The 22,878-nt window shown below is 42.5% G+C and carries 19 protein-coding genes; 3 read left to right on the top strand and 16 right to left on the bottom strand.

Going from position 1 to position 22,878, the window contains the following annotated elements:
* Positions 1–85: 85 nt before the first annotated feature.
* The 8 genes from DWX57_RS08060 to DWX57_RS08025 all read right to left on the bottom strand — a co-directional run bounded on the left by DWX57_RS08060 (position 86) and on the right by DWX57_RS08025 (position 9,377).
* Positions 86–550: a hypothetical protein gene (locus DWX57_RS08060; protein WP_120123482.1), complete on the bottom strand. Its 465-nt coding sequence runs from the start codon at positions 548–550 to the stop codon at positions 86–88.
* A gap of 572 nt (positions 551–1,122) precedes the next feature.
* Complete coding sequence (locus DWX57_RS08055; RefSeq protein ID WP_202192180.1) at positions 1,123–1,599, bottom strand: Mov34/MPN/PAD-1 family protein; 477 nt, start codon at positions 1,597–1,599, stop codon at positions 1,123–1,125.
* The gene (locus tag DWX57_RS08050; RefSeq protein WP_120123480.1) at positions 1,592–3,412 is read right to left on the bottom strand and encodes a ThiF family adenylyltransferase; all 1,821 of its coding nucleotides are present in this window, start codon (positions 3,410–3,412) and stop codon (positions 1,592–1,594) included. The genes DWX57_RS08055 and DWX57_RS08050 overlap by 8 nt, the downstream gene beginning before the upstream one ends.
* Positions 3,413–4,522 carry an SMODS domain-containing nucleotidyltransferase gene (locus DWX57_RS08045; protein WP_120123478.1) on the bottom strand — a complete coding sequence of 370 codons (1,110 nt, stop codon included), beginning with the start codon at positions 4,520–4,522 and terminating at the stop codon, positions 3,413–3,415.
* Between the two features lie 13 nt (positions 4,523–4,535).
* Entirely contained in the window at positions 4,536–5,927 is a 1,392-nt protein-coding gene (locus DWX57_RS08040) for an SAVED domain-containing protein (RefSeq protein WP_120123542.1), read from the bottom strand.
* Positions 5,928–5,995: 68 nt separating this feature from the next.
* A complete protein-coding gene (rlmD, locus tag DWX57_RS08035) occupies positions 5,996–7,828 on the bottom strand; it encodes a 23S rRNA (uracil(1939)-C(5))-methyltransferase RlmD (protein WP_243106194.1) in 1,833 nt (610 codons plus the stop codon).
* A gap of 27 nt (positions 7,829–7,855) precedes the next feature.
* A complete protein-coding gene (locus DWX57_RS08030; protein WP_022216953.1) occupies positions 7,856–8,800 on the bottom strand; it encodes a 3'-5' exoribonuclease YhaM family protein in 945 nt (314 codons plus the stop codon).
* Between the two features lie 139 nt (positions 8,801–8,939).
* Positions 8,940–9,377 (bottom strand): hypothetical protein, encoded by a 438-nt coding sequence (locus tag DWX57_RS08025; RefSeq protein ID WP_022216954.1) that lies wholly within the window; start codon positions 9,375–9,377, stop codon positions 8,940–8,942.
* A 420-nt stretch (positions 9,378–9,797) separates the two neighbouring features.
* Between DWX57_RS08025 and DWX57_RS08020 the strand changes: the two genes are divergently transcribed.
* The 3 genes from DWX57_RS08020 (at position 9,798) to DWX57_RS08010 (ending at position 14,652) form a co-directional block, all read left to right on the top strand.
* The gene (locus DWX57_RS08020) at positions 9,798–12,263 is read left to right on the top strand and encodes an endonuclease MutS2 (protein ID WP_120123475.1); all 2,466 of its coding nucleotides are present in this window, start codon (positions 9,798–9,800) and stop codon (positions 12,261–12,263) included.
* 86 nt (positions 12,264–12,349) lie between these two features.
* Positions 12,350–13,084, top strand: coding sequence for a response regulator transcription factor (locus DWX57_RS08015; RefSeq protein ID WP_015534659.1), 735 nt, complete (start codon positions 12,350–12,352; stop codon positions 13,082–13,084).
* On the top strand, positions 13,084–14,652 hold the full coding sequence (locus tag DWX57_RS08010) for a sensor histidine kinase (protein WP_243106193.1): 1,569 nt from the start codon (positions 13,084–13,086) through the stop codon (positions 14,650–14,652). The genes DWX57_RS08015 and DWX57_RS08010 overlap by 1 nt, the downstream gene beginning before the upstream one ends.
* 69 nt (positions 14,653–14,721) lie before the next feature.
* On the opposite strand, the gene DWX57_RS08005 is transcribed toward DWX57_RS08010, so the two are convergent.
* The 8 genes from DWX57_RS08005 to DWX57_RS07970 all read right to left on the bottom strand — a co-directional run bounded on the left by DWX57_RS08005 (position 14,722) and on the right by DWX57_RS07970 (position 22,734).
* A complete protein-coding gene (locus tag DWX57_RS08005) occupies positions 14,722–15,762 on the bottom strand; it encodes a hypothetical protein (protein WP_120123470.1) in 1,041 nt (346 codons plus the stop codon).
* A gap of 15 nt (positions 15,763–15,777) precedes the next feature.
* Positions 15,778–16,314 (bottom strand): sigma-70 family RNA polymerase sigma factor, encoded by a 537-nt coding sequence (locus DWX57_RS08000; RefSeq protein WP_158547598.1) that lies wholly within the window; start codon positions 16,312–16,314, stop codon positions 15,778–15,780.
* Between the two features lie 114 nt (positions 16,315–16,428).
* The gene (locus tag DWX57_RS07995; RefSeq protein WP_119999835.1) at positions 16,429–17,496 is read right to left on the bottom strand and encodes a WYL domain-containing protein; all 1,068 of its coding nucleotides are present in this window, start codon (positions 17,494–17,496) and stop codon (positions 16,429–16,431) included.
* A gap of 19 nt (positions 17,497–17,515) precedes the next feature.
* Positions 17,516–18,013, bottom strand: coding sequence for a tRNA (uridine(34)/cytosine(34)/5-carboxymethylaminomethyluridine(34)-2'-O)-methyltransferase TrmL (gene trmL, locus DWX57_RS07990; RefSeq protein ID WP_022216959.1), 498 nt, complete (start codon positions 18,011–18,013; stop codon positions 17,516–17,518).
* Positions 18,014–18,023: 10 nt separating this feature from the next.
* Positions 18,024–19,028, bottom strand: a complete 1,005-nt coding sequence (locus DWX57_RS07985; RefSeq protein ID WP_120123467.1) for an AIR synthase family protein — start codon at positions 19,026–19,028, stop codon at positions 18,024–18,026.
* 223 nt (positions 19,029–19,251) lie between these two features.
* On the bottom strand, positions 19,252–20,556 hold the full coding sequence (locus DWX57_RS07980; protein ID WP_120123465.1) for an ATP-binding protein: 1,305 nt from the start codon (positions 20,554–20,556) through the stop codon (positions 19,252–19,254).
* Positions 20,557–20,620: 64 nt separating this feature from the next.
* Positions 20,621–22,030, bottom strand: coding sequence for an AI-2E family transporter (locus DWX57_RS07975; protein ID WP_120123462.1), 1,410 nt, complete (start codon positions 22,028–22,030; stop codon positions 20,621–20,623).
* A gap of 53 nt (positions 22,031–22,083) precedes the next feature.
* Positions 22,084–22,734, bottom strand: coding sequence for a 3'-5' exonuclease (locus DWX57_RS07970; protein ID WP_022216962.1), 651 nt, complete (start codon positions 22,732–22,734; stop codon positions 22,084–22,086).
* Between the last annotated feature and the right edge of the window lie 144 nt (positions 22,735–22,878).

Below are 22,878 nucleotides of genomic sequence, written 5' to 3'. Positions count from 1 at the left end.
TTTGTGCTATTTTCCTTTTCGAAAATTTTTATAGACCCATTATACTATTTTTCATATCTGTTTTCAAGTTACATATTTGTTTACTTTAGTGAGTGCATATCATATCACTTGTAATATTTTTAAAAGAATGTTTAATCAAATCACCTTCTGGTTTCAAATTATTTTCAAGATATTCAAGTAACAGGGAATCTTCAATATAATAATACATCTGTGGAACAACAAACCCTGGAAGATCATTTCTAAGTTGTTCCAGCGGAATCATATTTGTATTTTGAAAATTTGTAATTTCCATCGCCACCGTATGCATTTTCAAATAATTATCTATCCGTTCAACAGCCGCTTTATCATACGAAAATTTTTCCTTCCAAGACTCTATCATGACCTTGTTACTTAATGTCATAATACCGACAATTGCCTTAACAGGTGCACTCACATATAAATAAGCTTTAACCGTTTCATTAGGGAAAACACGTCTATGTTCATATATTTTTTCTCCTGACAATACCCTCTTATAGACATCTGCCTTGAAACTTAATAACATTGTTCTCATCGCATCTTTTCTCTTTCTTCGATTTCACTTCAAAACCATTATGATATCTATTCCGTAGCTACAACCCTACGATTTATCCATAATGTATCTTCAAGCCTACACTCCAATGGAAACATTTACTGTACAGATATGTTCCCGAGTTAAGCATTCTATATAAGACATAAACGAATAACCCAAGTATCAAAAGTACTTGAAAGCCTTATTTTAAGCCATTCTTCCATAGTTTCTATTTCACCCTTGACATCAATACTACACTCTCCACATGCGTACAAATTCAAATTATATCCCCACAAAACTATGGATATCTGGACAATATTTTTACAGTACTAATACCGTTCGTGCAGCCTTTTCCCACAAAATCATGGATGGTACTAATTTTGCACCATACTAATTGTGCAACAGCCTATGGCACAATTACTTTTTTCCATTACTTTAGTATCATTATCTTCTTCCATCTTTTCCGCTTCTAACGATTGATACTCCTGTTTCAATCCTCGTAATAATTCTTCCTCACTCGACAAGTACAGCTTATAATTTGACACAAAAATCTGCGTCTTATCAAGAGGCTAGTGCTACCGCTTATTGAGAATAATTTCTTGCTTATTAACAAATAACCGAGCATTTATATTCCAACTGTCTTGATAACCTCCAACAATAATTAATATAGGTTCTGGACATTTTAGTTTTTGGTCTTGAGATAAAACTATCATTTGATTTTTATCAATATTACTTGGTGCCGACGATGCATTTGGATGATAGTGCCACTCTCCTAAATAATACTGGCCTTGGTTCCATGCCAAGTCTAAAATTCTTTTCAATCCATCTATACCCCTATAAAAAGTACACTTTGAATGTCTAGAATTTTTGGGTGGTGGTGTTATTTGCAAAATGTTGGCTATTGCTTGGTTGGAAGAATAATTTCCAATTAAAATGCCCCCTGTTTCATAAGGATTAGAAATAGCACAATAATAAAGCATTTGTTCATAAGCCTTTGTGTCGAACTTTACAGTATATGATTGATTCTTATCTTGAAAAAGCAAATTATCCATTCTCTCTTTTCTCCACCACCTCATAGCTTTCAAATATCCCATCGCTCTCTTTTTGCTCGTAAATGAGTGAAAGCGTCTTTTGAGATTTTGATATAATGTAATTTTCAATTACCTTCACGGAAGTTGCAGCAGCAATCCAAATATCATCACTTCTTCCAGGAAAAGTCGGATGCCAGCAACCAATTCCATTCCTTGGCAAGTCGTAATCATCATATAAGACTTTTTCTGCCTGTAGGTACGGGGAAATCAAATCATAAAAAGCATTAAAATTAAAAGTGTTACCATTCATCAGTGTAACATATAATCGTTTTGCACCCAATCCAACAGAGACTGAAGCTATAATATGGGTTCTCTTAAAATTAGTTCTTTGAAGAATATCAAGTACATTATTTTCCCCAGTACAATCAACAATAACATCATATCTATCCAAATCAATATTTGTTTTAAAAGAGTCATCATTTGAAAGAGTATCATTTATAACTTTAACATTTGCGTGTGGATTTAGGGAGTTAAGATAATTACATACCGATAATTCTTTAAATTCACCAATATTATTTAGATTTAAGATATGGCGGGATAAGTTCCCGACTTCAAATATATCTGAATCTGCAATAGTAATATTATATACTCCTGCTCTTACAAATATTTCTGCGATTGATGCTCCAATGCAACCTGCTCCAATGAGCAATATTCTTTTTCTTAGTAACAGGTCGCTCATTTTACCTCGTTGAGATATTTCGTGTTGGTTCCAATTTTCTGAAACAATCCAATCCAATTTTGCATTTTTAGTGAATACCTCACATCTATCACGCATCCACCATCCCTGTTGATTATTTCTGAATCCTTTTGCTGTCCTTTTGCCATATGATACAGTCGGTAAATACAGAGCTTTCCAAGAAATTATCTCGGGGTCTCCACCAAAAATTCGGGGAACAGGGAAACCAATTAAAAGCAAATGCCGTTTTCCGTCCCGAATTTTTGAGACAATATTTTGAAGGATACACATTATATTAATATGTTGTTTTTCACAGGCAACTAACAATTCGCCAAATGTTTCTGGTGCTTGCCACTCATTAACAACTGGGATCTGATTCATAAGTATCCACGGGGCAATAATGGGAGGAGATATAATTGTTTTTGAAAGATATTTTCCCCATTCTGTATAATGCTGGATGTTGTTACTTAGCGATTTAAACACCTTAACATAGTATACAAATGGTTTACTTTTATACACATCTAATTCTGCTATTCCATACCGACATTCGACACTCTCCCATTGCATGAAGGTAACCACATCTTCCGAGAAAGCAAACTGCATTTCTAAAATATTGCTCATAGAAAATTCGGGCAGCTCAAATGGCTCGCTTTCTGTAACTAATTTTCCTTTTGCCGCTAGCTCTAGCCAACAAATTGCTCGTTTTGCATGATACAACAAGCGTTCATCTACACTATATGGTTCCGATTGATAATTAGGTATTGTATTCACCTCAAGGCATAATGCTCCTTTTCTCCACAATCCGTTTCTTTCAATTTTGGAGTTGTTAGCTTGATGATACAATGTAACCGTTATACTGTTTTCGACGTCTGGATATACTTTAATTTTTCCCTTTGGGTATTCGGATCCAACAACGAAAAACCATTGAGATTTCTGAGGGAAATATGGTGTTTCACATTCAATCACAATACTTAAGTGTAAATACCAAACATTTAATTCATTATCAAATTGCCACTCATCCATTATCTCAACTTGAGATAATGAATCTAAAGCCCTTCGAGCCTGATTTAATTTATCAAGAATTTGTTTTGACTCCATCTATGCAAATCTTCCTTCTGGAATGGCTGCCGATTTTTCAGTACGGGTTGTAAATCCCGTTGAAGAATTAGATTTTGATGGCTTTGGAGCTGGTGGAAATTCATTACCAAATAGCTCTCTCCATTTGCAAACACTATCATATAATTCTTCACAATCAAAAGCTTCACGAGCTATTTTAGCAGCATCACAAACCGTATCGTAGAAATCAGAATATTCTTCATCTGTAATTCGTGCAAAAACATCATGTTCAGGAACGCCTCTATCAGCTAAAAAAGGTTTATTAGTGTATTGGGAAACGATATTTTCAAGAGTTAATACAACACCTTCGGCAACACTTTTAATATCATCTGGACAACAATCACCAATAAAATGTTCCAACGGATAACTCTTGGGATGTTTCATATCTGGATATTGTGTTTTGCGCCACCACTTCAATGCCTTAACAACATTTATATAGTGGGTATTGCAATTCTTGTTTTTTTCAACCGTCCATCGAATTTGCTCAAGTGGATGTGTTTTATCCCATTTTTCCGCTTCACGGTCAGGAATTAGCAACGGTTCGGATTTCCATTGAGGTTCGTTATCTGATTTATAAAATATGTTATATGCACTTTTAAGTAAGTCATTATTGAACGATTTTGTAAGTAACTTTTGTTGGAAATCTTCAATTGTATATTCCGAAATAATCGCCTCATCTTGAAGTACTCCTGTTTCGCTTTCACTAGGTGCAGAAGTAGGTACGATATCCAAATCAACATAACTTAAACTTATACCAATTGACCTGCCTTGAATTCTATATTTGTCTTTATAATGTTTTTCTAAAAATGGAACAAATAAATCCAAAGCCTCCTCTGGTGTAAACTCTTCAGAGTCTAATTTCGTTACAACAATTACATCGACATCTGATTTATTGCCGTTTTGGGGTTTTACTGCTGTGGAACGTCGGTAACTTCCCTGTAAGAAAGTACTAATAATAATCTTTGATAATGTTTCATCTTCCTCTAATCTCCTTCTTAATGTCGTATGCCCTGTTTTCAAATCCTTCACTTGATTGTCAGACAAACGAATATTAGATAGAAAATCTTTAAAATATGACGGTACAGTAGACATAAATAATCCTCCATTAATTAGTAAAACTTATTGATTGTGAATATGTACAAGAATTCCTTTGCTCAAAATCATATTCATATAGAATACATTTGCCAAATCCAACTGAATTTTGACCTAAGAAAAACATAAATGCATTTGGAGCAGCAGCAAAAATATGTAGTGTTGCACGCCGTTCCACAGTGCTTCTTCTGCCAATAGCGTTATAAACTGAATTAGCTAAAGCAGTTGCATGTGTTCCATCTTCTATCGAAAAATTTGTAGCACCAACATCGCTTGGCATACAATTAATGATACATCCAATTGATAGATTGTTTTCTTTTATGAATTTTACCACGTCATTGTAAATGTTACGAGTGACATTTAATACTAATGCAGAATCATATTGATTCTCATTAAACTTTTCGTGGGAAATATCCCAATTAGTATAGTTCCTTTTAGATGACAGTTTCACATCCCATAATACAGTGCCATTGGTCGACGATTTTTGTATCGGAAATACGTTGATACCTGATTTACTATCAAGAATTCTTCCTGCTGCAAAGGCTATAGACGCATGTGTATCTAAAAATATTTGATATGCATACTTGTTGCTTGTATTTGTGAGCAAAAATTCCTCCAAATTTCTATAAATATCTTTGTTCCAATCGTATTCACCCTTTATATTGCGACCATCAAACTTATTAATGAATGATAAACAACTCTCTGTGTCTTTTTCCAAGTTTTCTGCTCCACGGGTAAAGCTTTTCACACCAATAGATATTCTTTTAGGGGAATACTTATCGGCAACAAGAAAAATGCGTTTTTCCATTTCTTCATCAAAGTCTTTTCTATCAATACCTTTACCATGTGTTGAAGAAATCATCTGATCATTTACAGTCGCTGAAGCAATAAACCTAATTTGGTCAAACGTCATCATTTGATTGCTATCTGAAATATACTGATGCAACGAATCTCTTACAATTTTTTCTAAAACTTCTATTTCAAACGGCAAAATAAAAAACCGTATTCTCTTATTATCAAGCAAATCTGTATCAAACCCATTTAGCGACGATTTTGCTTCTTTATCAAGCACTTTCCCATAATACTTTTCGATTGACTTTATAAATGTGTTGGCGGACTTATCACATTGCCCGATTAAAAATAATTCATATTCAGGACTTTCTATATCCTTTATAAGGTCATCTAGCCATATTTTGATGTCTGATTTGGTAAAAGTATTTATCGTTGATTTTACTTGTATGCATTTAACAATTTGATTTTGCTGCTCTAATGCTATATCAACCTTATCATTTGATGTTGGAAATTCGACATATATCTTATCCCAGTTACCTTTATCAGTTAAGGCCTCTAATACTGAAGCAAACCCCTGGTATAAAAATCCCCGTGATGCTTCTTTTCCACCCATAATCCTCACCCTTTCCATCATTTATTTGCTTTACTAATCCATGTGATATTCTATAAACAGGCTACCTATTAAATAACCCCAAAATATTTCAAAGCATCCTTTATTGCTTCAACCTTCTCTGGAGTCGGATGCTTCCTCGGCTGTTTCAATTCCTCTACCGCATTAGGAGCATCGTACATCGGCAAGCCTAAATCTCTCTTTACCTCTGCAATATATGCGGTATGTACTTTGAAGCCGTATTTAGCTTCTATGTACTCCTTTATCATTTTGTAGGTCACTCGCTCTTTGGGCTTGTATGTTTCGGCTCTTTTTGCGATATTATCAAGCGGAACTTTTCCCTCACCCTCACCAAACTCAACTTTTACGTTGATATGTCCGTCTGGCTTTTTGTGGGAAAGCAGTACAACCGTCTCCACATGCCCACTATGACAAAACTGATCCACGACCGCCACCTTCTTCGCCTCATACCCCTTCTCCTGAAGTATCTTCACATCTCTCGCCAGGGTTGCCGGGTCGCAGCTCACGTAGACGATACGTTCCGGCGCCATATGGACCAGAGTATCCAGAAGAACCTGATCACAGCCCTTTCGTGGCGGGTCTACGACCACGACGTCCGCGTGGGAGCCGTCGCCACCCTTCTTATATATATCTGGAACGACTTCCTCTGCCTTGCCGACGAAGAACTCGGCATTTGTGATTCCGTTGATCTCGGCATTGTGTCTTGCATCATCTATAGCCTGTGGAACGATCTCCACTCCGTATACCTTCTTTGCCTTCTGTGCGAGGAACAAGGATATGGTTCCTATTCCGCAGTACATATCCCACACGGTCTCATCGCCTGACAGGTCCGCATACTCCAAAGCCTTGTTGTACAGGACATTTGTCTGGACAGGATTTACCTGATAGAAGGACAATGGGGATATCTGATATTTGATGTCACCGATATAGTCCGTGATGTATGACTGCCCCCAGAGGGTTATGCACTTATCACCGAGTATACGGTTCGTATTCTCCATGTTGACATTCAGGCAAATGGATGTCATGCCGTCTATCTTAACCAGTTCATCTATCAAAATCTCACTGTGCGGAAGCTTGTTGCCATTTGTCACCAGACACACCATGATCTCCTTGGTGGTAAATCCAACTCTGATAAGGATATGTCTGACCAGACCTCTTCCAGTCTCCTCGTCGTAGGTCGATATGTGATTGTCCTCAATGAAGCTTCTGACAATAGCAACTATTTTGTCATTCACTGGCGCACCGATGGCACAGCTCTCTGTGTCTATGATGTCGTGGCTTCTTCCAGCGTAGAATCCGATGACAACATTGCCATTCTTGTCTCTGCCGACAGGGAATTGGGCCTTATTCCTGTAGTGGAATGGATTGTTCATGCCGTAGGCTGGCTTTTCCATGATGGCTTCCACGTTCTCCATCTTGCCGATCCTCTGCAGACAGTTCTTCACCTTGTTCCACTTGTATTCGAGCTGCTGCTCATAGGAAACCTGCTGCATGGTGCATCCACCGCATCGTTTCGCCTTGTCGCACACCGGCTCCACACGGTATGGCGATGGTGTGATGAGCTTCATCAATCTTCCGTAGGCTATGTTCTTCTTCACCTTGACGATCTTCACCTCCGCCAGATCGCCCACCACGGCATCCTTGACAAATACAGTCATGCCCTGAACGTGTCCAATGCCCTCTCCGTCATTGCCCATGTCCTCGATGAGCACCTGATAATCCTCATTTTTGACAAGTGTGACTTCACCAGTATTTGCCGCATCCGTTCCGGATGTTCTAACAACTGAACTTGCACTATTCACTGCCTCCATGGTATTTTTTCTCTGCATACCATTTACTCGTCTATTGTTCTTAGGTCTCCTATTGTTCCTAATATCTGACATATACTATCTCTCTTCCTATTGCCGTTATTAATTATCCGACGTCTTTCGGATGTTGGACTGGAGAGCTCTGTTGAAGCCCAGCCAGCCATTGTTGTCCTTTGCCGCATCCAGCTCCTGGATAAATGTCTGGATCTTGGCGTCTGTGTTGTCCGCCATGGACAGTGCCAGAGCCTCGATGAGTGCCGGCTTCTTTGGTGAGCCGTACTCAAGCTCCCCGTGGTGAGCCAGTATGCAGTGCTCCAGCTCATTTGCCGCCTTGGCAGGGAAATTGTCTATGGTATTGATCTTATCGCGGATCATCATCGTTCCCATGACTATGTGTCCCAGAAGCTGACCTGCGTCTGTGTAGTCGTTCTCAGGGAACTTGGAGATCTCGTAGACCTTGCCAATGTCGTGGAGAAGTGCCGCTGTGATCAGCAGATCTCTGTTGAGCACCGGATAATATGTAGTGTAGTAGTCGCACATCTTGGCAACTGCCAGCGAGTGCTCCAAGAGGCCTCCTATGTATCCATGGTGTATAGATTTTGCCGCTGAATGATTCTTGAATTCCTTGACAAATGCAGGATCCTCGGCGAAGAATTTCTTCAGAAGCACCTTGTAATAATCCTTGTCGAGTGATTCCACGAGAGCCATAAGATCCTTGTACATCTGCTCTATATCTTTCTTGGTACACGGCATATAATCAGCCTCTGAGTATTCTCCCTCATCTGCAATACGAATCTTCTTGATATTGAGCTGAAGCTCATTGTTAAATGATGTGACCTGACCATCCACCTTGATAAAGTTCTTTGACTCAAAGTGTCCTATCGCATTGCTCAGCTCCCAGACCTTTCCGGCTATACTTCCTGTCTTATCCACAAGCTCCAGGTTGTAATATGTCTTTCCTGATTTTGTAGTTCCTGTCTGCTTGTTCTTGCAGAGATAGACATTTGATATCATGTCGCCTTCATTGAAATCTGTTATAAATACCATTTTTCTTTCCTCTTTCTATGCTTAATTATTAATATGTTATTTACATTTTAATCATATATAAGAATACAATAGGCGGTTGTGAAAATCCAGTATTTACTGAACATTTCCACAACCGCCTATATTACCATATCCCCCCACATCACATCTTATCATACTCATGAAGCTTATCTGAAGCAGCCTTCCCATTCTTCCGTGATTCTTCCCTGTCAAGCTTTCTCACTCCAAACAGCCCCTTGATGACAAATGCTATTCCCACGCAAAGTGTTCCAAGAATAAGTGTAAGCTCAAGTCCTGACATATATCTCAGTGAAACATTCAATGATATTATGATGCATACAAAGAATGCTATACAAAGTCCTGTGAACACAAGTCCTGTTCCCATGTTCGGCTTAACCAAAAGTGCGATAAATGCGATGACCAGCAGGACAATAAAGATTCCTCCAATATTCACACCACCACCTATACGAAACAGTGAACTTAAAAGTCCCCAGTCGGACACGACGACATTCTTAAGAAACATCACACCGCCTGCTATCATCAATACTATCCCCAACAAAAACTGCAATAACTCTTTCATCCGCTTTTTCTCCTCTTCCTTTTGTAATACGTAACTCTCTTTGTCTTAAGTCATATATCGCTTTATTTTTCCCAGATCAAACTGTATTTTATAATATCAGCTTTGTGTTTCTCCCGCAACCACAGCCGCTGAATTAATCAGGGAAAATGTGCCTATTTCTACACCTGCAATATGTTGACGCTCTATAATTATAAGGGGTATAATCAATTATGTATGTGTAGAATTAGAGACTTTATGTATATTTAATTATGCTTTTCATGCACTTATCGAGTTAAACACTGATCCTATTCATCATATGATCACAAGATTCATGCCCGTGCATATGAATTTTACAAATCTGCATTTGTATGAACATATTTATATAAACGAATTTACATAAGCACTATAAAATAAAAAGTTAAATAATAAGGAACACAGAAAATGAATCTAAGAACATTAAGAGTTATAGAATACAACAAAATAGTTGAGATGCTGACAACATTTGCCTCATCACCCATGGCGAAGAGGAAGTGTCAGCGCATAAAGCCCCGCAAGGATCTCGCCATGATCGAGACGCTCCAGCAGGAGACAAGGGATGCTCTTCGTCGTCTGAACACCCAGGGCAATCTATCATTTGCAGGACTTAAAGATATCGGGGCATCTCTAAAGAGACTTGAGGTTGAGGGAATCCTCACCACCGCAGAACTGCTTGATGTGGCAAGCATGCTGGACCTCGCACTCACCGCCAAAAGATATGGTGAGAACGAAGGCACAAGCATGACAGATACGAGAAGGCGCAGCAAGGAGCAGATTGAGGAAGAGAAGGCTTCCAACAAGATGCTCGGGCTCAGCATGAACCCGGATGGCACCACATGTCCGGACAGCCTGCGCACGAGATTTCTGGAGCTCATGCCTCTGGAGCATCTGTCCAGGGAGATCCACAGATGCATAATTTCCGAGAACGAATTTGCCGATGACGCTTCATCAGGGCTCAAGGCCGTACGAAGGAACAAGCGTCTGACAAATGAAAAGCTGCACAACCAGCTTGCAAAGCTTGTCAGCGATACCAGCAAGCAGACCATGTTCCAGGATAACCTGGTAACCATGAGAAACGGCAGATACTGTATCCCGGTCAAGGCCGAGTACAAGAACCATTTTCCTGGTATGATACACGACCAGTCGTCGACCGGAGCAACAGTGTTCATCGAGCCTATGGCCATCGTGAACCTGAACAACGAGCTGAAGGAGCTGGACAATCAGGAGCTTGCCGAGATTGAGAAGATACTTGAATCTCTGTCAGCGCAGACCGCAGCGGAGATCGAATACATAAAATACGACTTCGACACTCTGGCTGAACTGGATTTCATCTTTGCAAGAGCTTCATTTGCAAGAAGCTACAAGGGAACCGAACCGGTATTCAACACCGATGGGATCGTCGATATAAAGCAGGGGAGACATCCGCTGCTGGAGAAGCACACCGTCGTACCTGTGGACATCAAACTGGGTGAGGACTACAACCTCCTCATCGTGACCGGTCCTAACACCGGTGGTAAGACGGTATCACTTAAGACTCTGGGACTCTTCTCACTCATGGGACAGTCCGGACTTCATATTCCGGCACTTGACGGTTCAAGACTGAATGTATTTGACGACGTATTTGCCGATATCGGAGATGAGCAGAGTATAGAGCAGAATCTGTCCACATTCTCATCCCACATGAGCAACATCGTGTACATACTGGATCATGTCACCCCCGGCAGTCTGGTTCTCTTCGACGAGCTGGGCGGCGGTACGGACCCTATAGAGGGTGCAGCACTTGCCATCGCCATCCTGTCACACCTGAACGACATGGGTGTCAGATGTATGGCAACCACACACTACAGTGAGCTCAAGACATTTGCCATGAGCACACCGGGTGTCGAAAATGCAAGCTGCGAATTTGACGTGGCAACACTCCAGCCGACATATAAACTGATGATCGGTATTCCTGGAAAGTCAAATGCTTTCGCCATAGCGAAGAAGCTTGGAATCGACGATAGCATCATCGAGAGCGCCAAGGCAAATATCGACAGCGATACAGTTGACTTTGAGACCCTGATCGCGGATCTTGAGAGAAGCAAGAGGGAGATTGAACAGGACAAAGCCGACATTGCAAGACTCAAGGAGGATGCAAAGCAACTTAAGGAACGTGCACAGATGAAGGATACAGAGCTCTCAGACAAAAAATCCGAGATTCTGGCAAAGGCGCGCCAGGAGGCATCCGAGATCATAGAGGAGGCGAAGGCTGAGGCCGATGCCGCTATAAGAAAATACAACAAATGGACCACTAACCCGTCAAAGGCCGATGCCAAGGCGATGGAGGCCGAGAGACAGAAACTCCGCGCGAAGATCAACGACCTCGGCAGGATGAACGAGGAGAAGCGCAAGACTGTAAAGTCAGACCACAAGGCATCCGACTTCAAGGTTGGCGATACCGTACATGTTATCAGCATGGATTCCGAGGGAACCATCATGGCACTGGCTGACTCCAAGGGTAAGCTGAAGGTCCAGATGGGTATAATCAGCGCGGCTCTTCCACCTACTGATCTTCTGCTGGTTGAGCATGAGAAGAAGAAACCGCAGAAGGCCACAGTCACAGGTGGCAAGAGCATGAACAGGATGATGAATATCAAGCCTGAGATAAATGTTCTCGGAATGACGGTCGACGAAGCCACATCACTTGTGGACAGATTCCTTGATGATGCCCTTATGGCACATCTGCACAGAGTCACTATCATCCATGGCAAGGGCACCGGTGCTCTTCGAAAGGGAATACATCAGTTCCTGAAATCACAGCCACATGTCAAATCCTTCAGACTTGGCGAATTCGGAGAGGGTGATGCGGGAGTCACCATAGTGGAACTTTAAAATAATGCTTCAACAATGAAATCGGTGTACGCCTTCGGATTTTTTACAAACTATATTATTATAAATTTACTGGGAGGTTTATATATATGAGCAAAAATAATATTCTCATCGTTGACGACGACGAGAACATCGCAGAGCTTATATCACTCTACCTCAACAAAGAGTGTTATGAGACCGAGATAGCCGCAAGCGGAACGGAAGCTCTACAGTTATTTGAAGAATATTCACCTGATCTGGTTCTCCTGGATGTCATGCTTCCGGGAATGGACGGCTATCAGGTGTGCACAGAGATAAGGAAGACATCGAATACACCTATCATCATGCTCTCGGCCAAGGGTGAGGTATTTGACAAGGTGCTGGGGCTTAAGATCGGTGCAGATGATTATATCGTCAAGCCATTTGACTCCAATGAGCTGGTGGCAAGGGTCGGCGCCCTTCTCAGAAGGTCAGCCATGACTGAGAGTGCACAGAAGCAGCCACAGAGCGCAGCTTACGATGTCACAAGTGCAGACCATGTAGGTACATTTGTGGAGTATGACGGGCTGGTCGTAAATATCTCCAACTACACAGTAACCTTTGAGGGACACAATCTCGAGATGCCGCCAAAGGAGCTGGAGATCCTCTACTTCCTCGCCAGCAGACCAAATCAGGTATTCACCAGGGAGCAGCTTCTGGACAAGCTGTGGGGATACGAGTATGTGGGCGACACTAGAACCGTGGATGTACATATCAAGAGACTTCGTGAGAAGCTGAACAACAATCATAACTGGAGCATTGCCACTGTATGGGGCATAGGCTACAAGTTTGAATGGAGATCATAATGAAGAAAACAGCATTTGACAAGATCGTGGTCGGATTCGTAGTGCTGGTTGTGATCATATTTGCACTGCTCATGGTGTACAGTATATCAACAGCACAGAATTCTGTTCTCTCAGAGCGCAAATCCACCATGAAAAACGAGATCACAATGCTTGCCGACGGCGCCATGACTGATTACAGCAACGGAACCATTGACAGCAAGGAATTATACAAGGAGCTTCAACATGCGGCGGATACCCTGGACATGGGAATCTGGCTCACCGATGAACGCAGCAACATTATTTTCAGGTCGGGAAGCTCTTCAGGAAGCAGTGAATCCGGTGGATCTTCCAAGGATTCAGATTCACACAGCAGCACAAATGACAACCTCAAGAATTATGTGGAACCGGATGAATTGTTTGCATCATTCTGCTTCGAGAATACATTTGGCGGCTATTTCTCGGAGGACACTCTGGTGATCGGCCAGCCTCTCTACTCGTGGAACAATTACATGGGAACTATCATCCTGACATCACCTATGACATTCAAGCAGGATATAAAGAGCAGGATGCTTTCAACGACATTTGTGCCATTCCTGATTCTCATGCTGATCGCCATGATCGCGCTTATGCTCATGTCAAACAGCCTGCTCAAGCCTATACGTGAGATCATCAAGACGTCCAAGTCATACGCCCAGGGTAACTTCAATGCCAGGGTAAATGTGACCGCGAAGAACGAATTCGGCGAACTTGCGAGATACATGGAGGAGATGGCAGATGAGCTGAGCCGTTCAAATGAGTACAGGAAGTCATTTATATCAAATATATCCCATGACTTCAGATCGCCACTCACATCCATCAAGGGTTACATAGAGGCCATGCTGGACGGCACTATTCCACTGGAAAAGCATGAGAAGTACCTCGGCATAGTGTTAAATGAGGCACAGAGACTGACCAAGCTGACACAGGGACTTCTGGAGCTGAACAACTTTGACTCATTTGACCTGCAGCTTGACAAGTCCAACTTCGATATCAGGGATATCATCACGCCAACCATCAATACATTTGAAAAGAGATGTAATGACAGAGGAATATTCCTGGACAGCGTCTTTCTCACGGACAACACAGTGGTATACGCCGACAGGACCAAGATACAGCAGGTTATATACAATCTGGTTGACAACGCCATAAAGTTCACACCCGAGGGACGCCAGATCAGGGTTCAGGTGACTGAGAAGGACAACAAGATATATACAAGCGTCAAGGATGAAGGCGTGGGAATTCCAAAGGATGCCCAGAAGAAGGTATTTGAGAGATTCTACAAGACGGATCCGAGCCGTGGCAAGGACAAGACCGGAACCGGACTGGGACTGGCCATAACCAAGGAGATCATCAAGGCTCACGGCGAGCAGATCACCCTCACATCCGAGGAGGGCGAGGGAAGCGAATTTATCTTCTCTCTTCCTAAGGAGAAGGATATGCAGGTGCCTATCAAGCCTGTGCATGTCGAGCACACTGAACACCACTCCGATACAGACATATCATCGTCTGGCGTGAAGAGCAATGGCAAATTCAGGATCAAGGACTCATAACATATCGCAGAATATTAAAGCCGGGGTATTACCCCAGAGAATGTCTCTGTTGTAATACCCCGGCTCTATTTATTTCACTTTACATTTCCTACCATCTATCCACACATTTTTCACCTGTGAAACATCTATCGGCTTAGTGAAGTTCAACTCCATTCTCTGTATGCTGTCGCCATCACCGGTCTTGCCGATTCCATATACTACATCTTTCAATTCTTTATTGTCTGTCATCTCAAGTATTATATTCTCCAGCGAGTCATCATCGACCGCCGCATTTTCAGCAATGTCAATGGTTATGCCCTTTGTATTTATTGTACATTTTTCAATGCCATCTATGCCGGATATATCCACACTATGTCCCTGCATATCATCCTGAACCTTAAACTGTAAGGTCCAAGGGCCATCCACCTCGTCTGCTACATAGGTGACCGCGCCATCACTTGATTTATTTTTGTTGAACAGGGTAATGCTGTTACATCTCATGGTGATGACATCCCCCACCCTGTATACATTTTTCTTTTTTAACTTGTATACAATATCAGACATTGTCTGCTTGTTCGTGAGCGAGATTCCATCGCCAGGAGCCGTGCTGCCCGCATATTCACTGACGATATTCGCACCGCCTTCTATTATCTGCATCTGAGCATCAAAACTCTCATATTTTTCTGTGTCAAAGTCATCGTATGTGATCACCATCGCAATGTTGACCTGATCGCCATCCACTGCTACCTTCTTCAGATCAAAGCTTACTTTTGCATCGGACTCGGTTATCACCTTTACACTGCCCTTATACTCGTTATTTATGTAGCTCTCGTCCACATATTTTGATGGAATAACACTTCCTGTCTCCCTGCTCAGGCTGTCAAAAAACCATGCCAGCGAGCCGTTCTCTGCCGCATATGTCAGTCCGCCTCCCGACAGGATCAGAACAGCCGCCACTGCCGCTGCCGCCGTCTTCCATCCATGATTTCTTCCGGTTTTCCTCGCCTTCACCTTGTGCCTGAGCCTCTTCACACAGGCATCCTTCTCTTCATCCGACATATCCATGGTCTCAATGTCCACATTTACATCGTTCATAACGTCATATACATTTCTGTCTTTTCCGTTTTTCATGATCATTCACCGCCTTTACACTTGTTTCAATCGACTTCTTGCTCTGGACATTCTGCTGTAGATAGATGATGAAGATACCCCATAATCTTCCGCTATCTCATCTACATCCTGATCATCCCAGTAGTACCTCAGAATGATGTCCCTGTCTTCGTCCGACAGACCACTCAGCAGCTTTTCCATGCTGTCCGATATCTCCTCATTGAGTATCTCCAGCAGGTTGTCATTTGCAAGCTTGTTCTCATAGTCTGCTATGTCTTCCTCCGAACATCTTCTGCTGTATCTTCTCAGATAATCTATGGATCTGAATCTTGCAATTGCCGTTATCCAGCTTCTGAACGAGCCTTTGCTCTCGTCAAATCTGTCTATATTGTTCCATACATCCAGAAACACATCGTCCATGCACTCTTCAATTTCCTCCGGCATGCCCGAAAGATTCTTGTACACAGCGGCTTTCACCTGCCCGCCATATTCCTGAACCACAAACTCCAGAGCTTTCTCATTATGCCGTTTCAGCTTCGATATATAATTGTTCCTGGTTACTATATCATTCACCTCCCCGTGTGTTTCTAATATATATTCCGATCAAAATCTGTGTTTTCTTGCAGTAAAAGCGATTTTTTTATAAAAAAGCTGCCAGTTTTTTGAATTATACTGACAGCCATCTCTTTAATTATTATATTTGTTATTCATTTCCTTTACAGCCTCACCGATCTGGGCTCTGAGCTCTGTGGGATAAATGACCTCCACCGAGGTTCCATACTGCATCGCCCAGTGCGCCATCGCCTGACGGCTGCACACAAGCCGCACGTAAGTTACATCATCCTCAGTCTCCCTGAAGCCTTCGTACTGTCTGGCTATATTTTCATCGACCACATCAAAGTTTCTTCCAAACCAATCCACCACATCCGATATGGCAGTCTTTCTGACACGCATCACTATGGTCACCGGCTCATCGGCAAACATATAGATATGCTCAGCCATATGCTTTGGAAGGTTGAGTCCATGCTCCATTCCCTTTACCTCTGTGCGGTTCTTCACAGGCCTGTCAACTATCTGGACCTGTGTCATCTTATCCACTCTGTAATTCGACAGATTGTCATATTTGTCGTAATTGCAGATGAGGTAATACTTTCCGTCATTCGCCACCATCTGATACGGATTGACTACGTACGGCTCCTCCCGCCTCGGATGAAGCTTCTTGTCCTCACCATAATTATTGTACACAAATGATATCTGCTTCTTCTCAGATATGGCATCGTCTATCATTCCCACGTTGAACAGTGTCTGCTTGTTGCTGGTGTGCTCGAGACCCGGAAGACTGCTCACATGCGTCATCTTGTTTGTAAAATATATATTTGACAGACCTGCTATCTTGTCTATGAGCTGGCTTGCCTGACCAGCCGGTATGGTCTTTGAGAACAGGATACTGTCTATCATCATTCGAAGCTCTGCATCGTCAAACTCATGATTGTAATACCAGTTTGATGTAAGTGTCTCCTTTGTGCCATCCTTCTTCTCTCGCTCAGTCTCGGTGTACTCAATGTCATAGCCATAATCCACCAGACAGTTGAGATTTGCCTTTACGGATTTTCTGTCCACAGTTATATCATAATCCTCTTTGAGCTTCGCAATGATATCCTTCTGATCCATGGTGTGGTCACAGTCCGTATATTTCTTCAGTATATCCAGAATGCATATGTTCAGCATCTTTTTTCCACTTGTAGGATACGCCATGTATATTCCCCCTCTATCACTACATGTCCCAACTAAGGCGATGTAGATTTCCTGCTTCCTCTAGACCTGGGAAATCATTCTGTCTGAGTGCTTCATACAGCACTATTGCCACAGAGTTGCCCAGATTCAGTGAACGAATGTCCGGGAACATTGGAATCCTGATAGATGTATCCTTATAATCAACCAGGATCTCCTCAGGTATACCCGCGCTCTCCTTGCCGAACATGATGTATGCGTCATCCTCAAACTTCACATCTGTATACTTCTTCCTGGCTTTGGTTGTCGCCATGTATATCTTTGCTCCGGGATTCTTTGCAAGGAAATCCTCGAAATTCACATATGTTGTCACATCCAGCTTGTCCCAGTAATCAAGCCCGGCACGCTTCAGCTGTTTCTCATTTATCTGGAAGCCCAGCGGCTCTATGAGATGCAGTCTTGCGCCTGCTGCCACACATGTTCTTCCTATGTTGCCTGTATTGGCCGGGATCTCCGGCTCATGTAATACTATATTTAGCATACTACTCCTCCTATAAAAACCTTGGCGGTGTAAGAAATCTCCTCTCGTCGTCGTGCACTACAACCCTATCGCTTTTTTCCGTAAGATGGCCTATGACTGAAGCCTCATATCCTGCCTCATAGAGCTTATCAGCCAGCAATTTTCCATCCGGAACTACGAAGAGTGCAGAACCACAACCATCTATCATATACGGATTATCCCCGGTGTGCTCACATATCTCTATTGTCTCCTGAAGTATCGGTATATTGTCATGACATACCTCAAGCCCGCACTTCAGCGCATCTCCCATCTCCCAGAGAGCTGCAAATACGCCGCCCCTCGATATGTCGTGTGAATATATACAGCCATGATCTAATGCTATGTCAACCTGGCCGCCAAGCAGTATAAGCTGCTCGAGCTGCTCCACAGGTCTCAGATAGCTCTCCGAATATCTCTCAAAAAGTTCCTTCTGATTGTCATAGTAGAGCTGCAAAGTTCCCCCAACGCCAGTCTGTCCACACATAACTATATCCATACCGGCCAGTCGTTTTGATCCACACAGGTCTAAATCATCATATCCTGCATATTCCTGACCTACAGATATTCCCATCATTGTCAAACTTATAATTGGCTCGGCAACAGAACTGTTCACCTCAGTATGTCCCGTCACTATGTCAACGCCGTATTCCACACATATGCCCGCAAGCTTTCTGAGCAGTTTCTTCATGCGTCGTTCATCGTCATCAGGCATAACTATGGTATCTACTGCCGCCCATGGCATATATCCGCCAATCCTTATACTGTTGTAAAGTCTCGCTATATCAAGTCTGAGTCCCATATACCCGCTGTCACAGCACACACCAGCCGCAACATTCACGCTTTTAGCTGCGCCGGTGTCTCCGCTACCCCCATCACGCAACAAGAGCCGGGCATAGTCATCTCCTATTCCGGCTCTCGTCACATCGTCGTGGACAGTACGTGGCAGACTCTTAAGTATCGATCGCACCGTCTGGTGCTCTCCAAACTTTCCTCTCATATCTACTCTCCAATTCGACCTGTTTTCCTATTAGAATGCTGAAACTAAAAGTGTAACAACCATTGCGATACACAGAACCACAACAATTATTCTGGATACCAGTGTCTTACCTTTCTTGCTGCTAAGATCTATCATCTTTCCACACTCCTTATCAAAGTATCTTGCTCTACAAAATTAACTTAATAATAACAAAATATAAACCGTAGTTCAACAGCAATTATTTTTACAATCCCTGCCCCTTAAGGTAGTTGATAAACTGCTGTGCAGTACGTCCGCTTATGCCGCCATGTGCAAGCTCCCACTTGTTTGCCTCTGCGCAGAGCTCCTTCTCGTCCATGGTGATGTGCTCCTTCTCAGCAAGTCCCTTGACGATCTCAAAGTATTCCTTCTGTGAAGGTGCGCTGTAGCTGATCGTGACTCCGAATCTGTTGACCAGTGACAGCTTCTCCTGAATGGTATCACTTCTGTGAATACCATTGTTATTCTCCATATCATTCCTGTCGTTCCATGTCTCCTTGATGAGATGACGGCGGTTGGATGTGGCATATATGAGCACATTGTCAGGTCTGATCTCAAGTCCACCCTCGATGACAGCCTTGAGGTACTTGTACTCTATCTCAAATTCCTCAAATGAAAGATCATCCATGTATATGATAAATCTGTAATTTCTGTTCTTGATAAGCGATATGACCTGCGACAGATCCTGGAACTGATGCTTGTATATCTCTATCATACGAAGTCCTCTGTCATAGTACTCGTTGATGATCGCCTTGATCGTGGTTGACTTTCCTGTTCCACTGTCACCAAAGAGAAGTGCATTGTTCGCCTTGCGGCCCTCCACAAATGCCTCAGTGTTGTCCACGATCTTCTTCTTCTGTATCTCATATCCGATGAGATCATCCAGCATGACATCCTCTGTGTTATTTATAGGTACAAACTCCAGATCTCCATGCTCACGGGTGATCCTGAACGCTTTGTTGAGACCGAACATACCAACACCATAAGCCTTGTAGAATGATGTCACTATGTCAAATATCTGGTCCTCGTTCTCAGCCTCCTCTATCGCATTGCTGACAGCCTGAACCTTCTCGCTGACATTCTTATTGTACATTCTCTCCTTCTTGCCAATAGACTTGTAATTGTTGATAGTTGAGAAACAATCTATTCCAAGTGCGCTCTCTATCTCTGAGAAATCAAAGTCGAACAGCTTCTTGAATATCCTGAAATCATTCTTTGCAAAATAATTAACTGTTCCGTCATTTGCTCCTACCTTCTCACTGGTTATACTGAATGAGTTCTCATTGGTGATGAGTATAAATGCCAGATAGTTGTGCCACAGATTCTTATCGAATCCATAACTGGTAGCAAGATCCAGAAGTCTCTTGATCTGATCGTATATGCGGGCACACAGCTCCGCATTCTCACACCTCTTGAGATTAAAATCCTCAAATATTCCAGACAGCTTCATAAGTATACTGTCCTCTCCAAGATCTCTGTATAAAACCAATTTCGCTATGTCTCTGTACATGTGTATATCCTTCTTTCTGAACGGCTATATGTATCACCACACAGATGATGCCATATATGAGCCGTTATTTCTTTCTCTTCTTGTAGTTTTTATTTCTGCTACTGTTTCTGACTGTATTGTTTCTTTCTATGTTATTTCTTTCTGAGCTATTTCTTCCCGTATTGTTTCTGCTTGTGTTGTTTTTCCCAGAATTGCCGCTTCCGGCTGTACTGCCCGGTGCATTTGACTCATTCGTCTCGGTCTGCCCGGCGTCCACCTTGCTGACATCAGACGCACATTCCTCATCCAGCCTTCCATTCCATCGCCCCTCGGGGATGTTGCATGCCAGATTATATTTCTTCCACGATATGCCCTTGTCTCTGAGTCTCTTAACCACATATTCTTCAGACATCGCATACAGGACGGAGAAAAGCGGTACAAATATGAGCATACCCAGAATGCCCAACATATCACCTCCAAGCATGACCGCCACAAGTACCCATATAGATGGAAGTCCCACCGAACCGCCAACAACATGAGGATATATGAAGTTTCCCTCTATCTGCTGCAACACGACAAATATGATCAGAAACACTATGGCACGCTTCGGATCCTCTACCAGGATCATAATCGTTCCGGCAAAACATCCGACAAATGCTCCAACAACCGGGATCAGTGCAAATACTGCTATTATGATGCTGACCGTAAGCGCATACGGAATACGGAATATGGTCATCGTAATGAAAAACATAAGTCCAAGGATGCACGCCTCAAGGCACTGACCTGAGATGAACTTGGAGAAGGTCTTATCCGCAAGAACACAAGTCTGAATGAATCGGTCCGCCTTTTCTTCCCTGAACACCGCATACAATACACCCTTTACCTGCTTCTCCAGAGTCTCCTTCTGAGCCAGTATGTAGCACGCAAAGAACAGTCCCACCAGAACATCGACCACGGCGCCTACCACACTGCTGGCAATGGAGAACGTGGAAGACAATACACTGCTGCCGCCGTTCTTCACAATACCAACCACATTTGATATAAGTGCATCCCAATTAATATTGATACTCTTTATCTTATCCACTATCTCCGGCTGGTCCTTCATCAGCTTGATCGCCTTCCTCTGTATATCATCCATGGCCGATGGCAGCTTCTCTGCAAACATAGTTATAGTCTTGGACATCTCAGGTATGATCATAGTTATTGCAAACGTGAGAACAGCTATTATGCACAGAAACGACAGTATGAGGCACACTGGTCTCCTGAACCTGTACAGTCTGCTGTCTTTATTCTTAAACAATACCTTTTCAAGTCCCTTCATAGGTACATTCACCACAAATGCTATGGCAAATCCTATGACAAATGGCATGAGTATATTGATGAGCCAGCTGAACATACTGGACACCTTATCAAAATTAAACAGTACATATGCAAACAGCACCACACCGCACAATATAATCACGGTCCTCACTGTATCCCTCTTATTCCAGTTCATGAAGTCCTCCTAATAATCCACATTATTATTCTATGTAGTCATCAATTACATATCTATTCACCCAGATGTATATCTCCAAATGCCTCGGACAGGGAATATGTCAGATTCTTCTTGGGCTTGTACACATCGATGACCGGGGCCATGATCCTGAAAAAATTCTCCTCATCCTTTGAGAGCTTGAACACCTCAGCGGTATTCCTGGCATCCCACAGGGCATCATGCTCTGCCCCCTGAAAGTTTTCTCCCAGATAAAACACAGCGTCCGACAGTGATATCCTTCTTGACGTTCCTATGAGCTTGGCATATTCCTTCTGGAAATCCTTCCACCTTGATATGATACTTTCCAGCCCGGGGTGCGTGTATTCCTTCAGCCTGGCCTCCTTGCGGAGCTGTCTCAGGTCATTCTCACTCCATGCGTATATCACATCGGCATCAGCACACCACTCTATAAAGCTCCCCATGGCAAAAGCATATGAAGGAGCATCCTCCACCATATCATCTGTTATTCCTGTGAGCTTTATTATACGCGAAGCCATGGTTCCATATGCCGGCTTCACATAACTCTTAAACGAATCTATCTCATTATAATCTTCATCCAGTTTAACCGCACCGATCTCTATGATCTCGCTCTTACATATTTTCTTTTCCTTCTTATACTCTGAATCTATCATATTCATTTCAAAGTCCACAAATACGTATATCATACACTGTATTTCCCCTTACATTGCCGATTTAATCATTGTAACACTGTGACCGGAAAACTGTAAACAAGCATATTAGGTATTTGTCAGCATTTCCGCAAATATTTGAGTATATTTTTGTCCTATTATGAGTTAAAATTTCTGTGA

Source organism: Coprococcus sp. AF19-8AC, from assembly GCF_003603115.1.
In the GTDB taxonomy this organism is placed as follows: domain Bacteria; phylum Bacillota; class Clostridia; order Lachnospirales; family Lachnospiraceae; genus Coprococcus; species Coprococcus aceti.
This window is presented reverse-complemented; position numbering and strand designations above follow the sequence as displayed.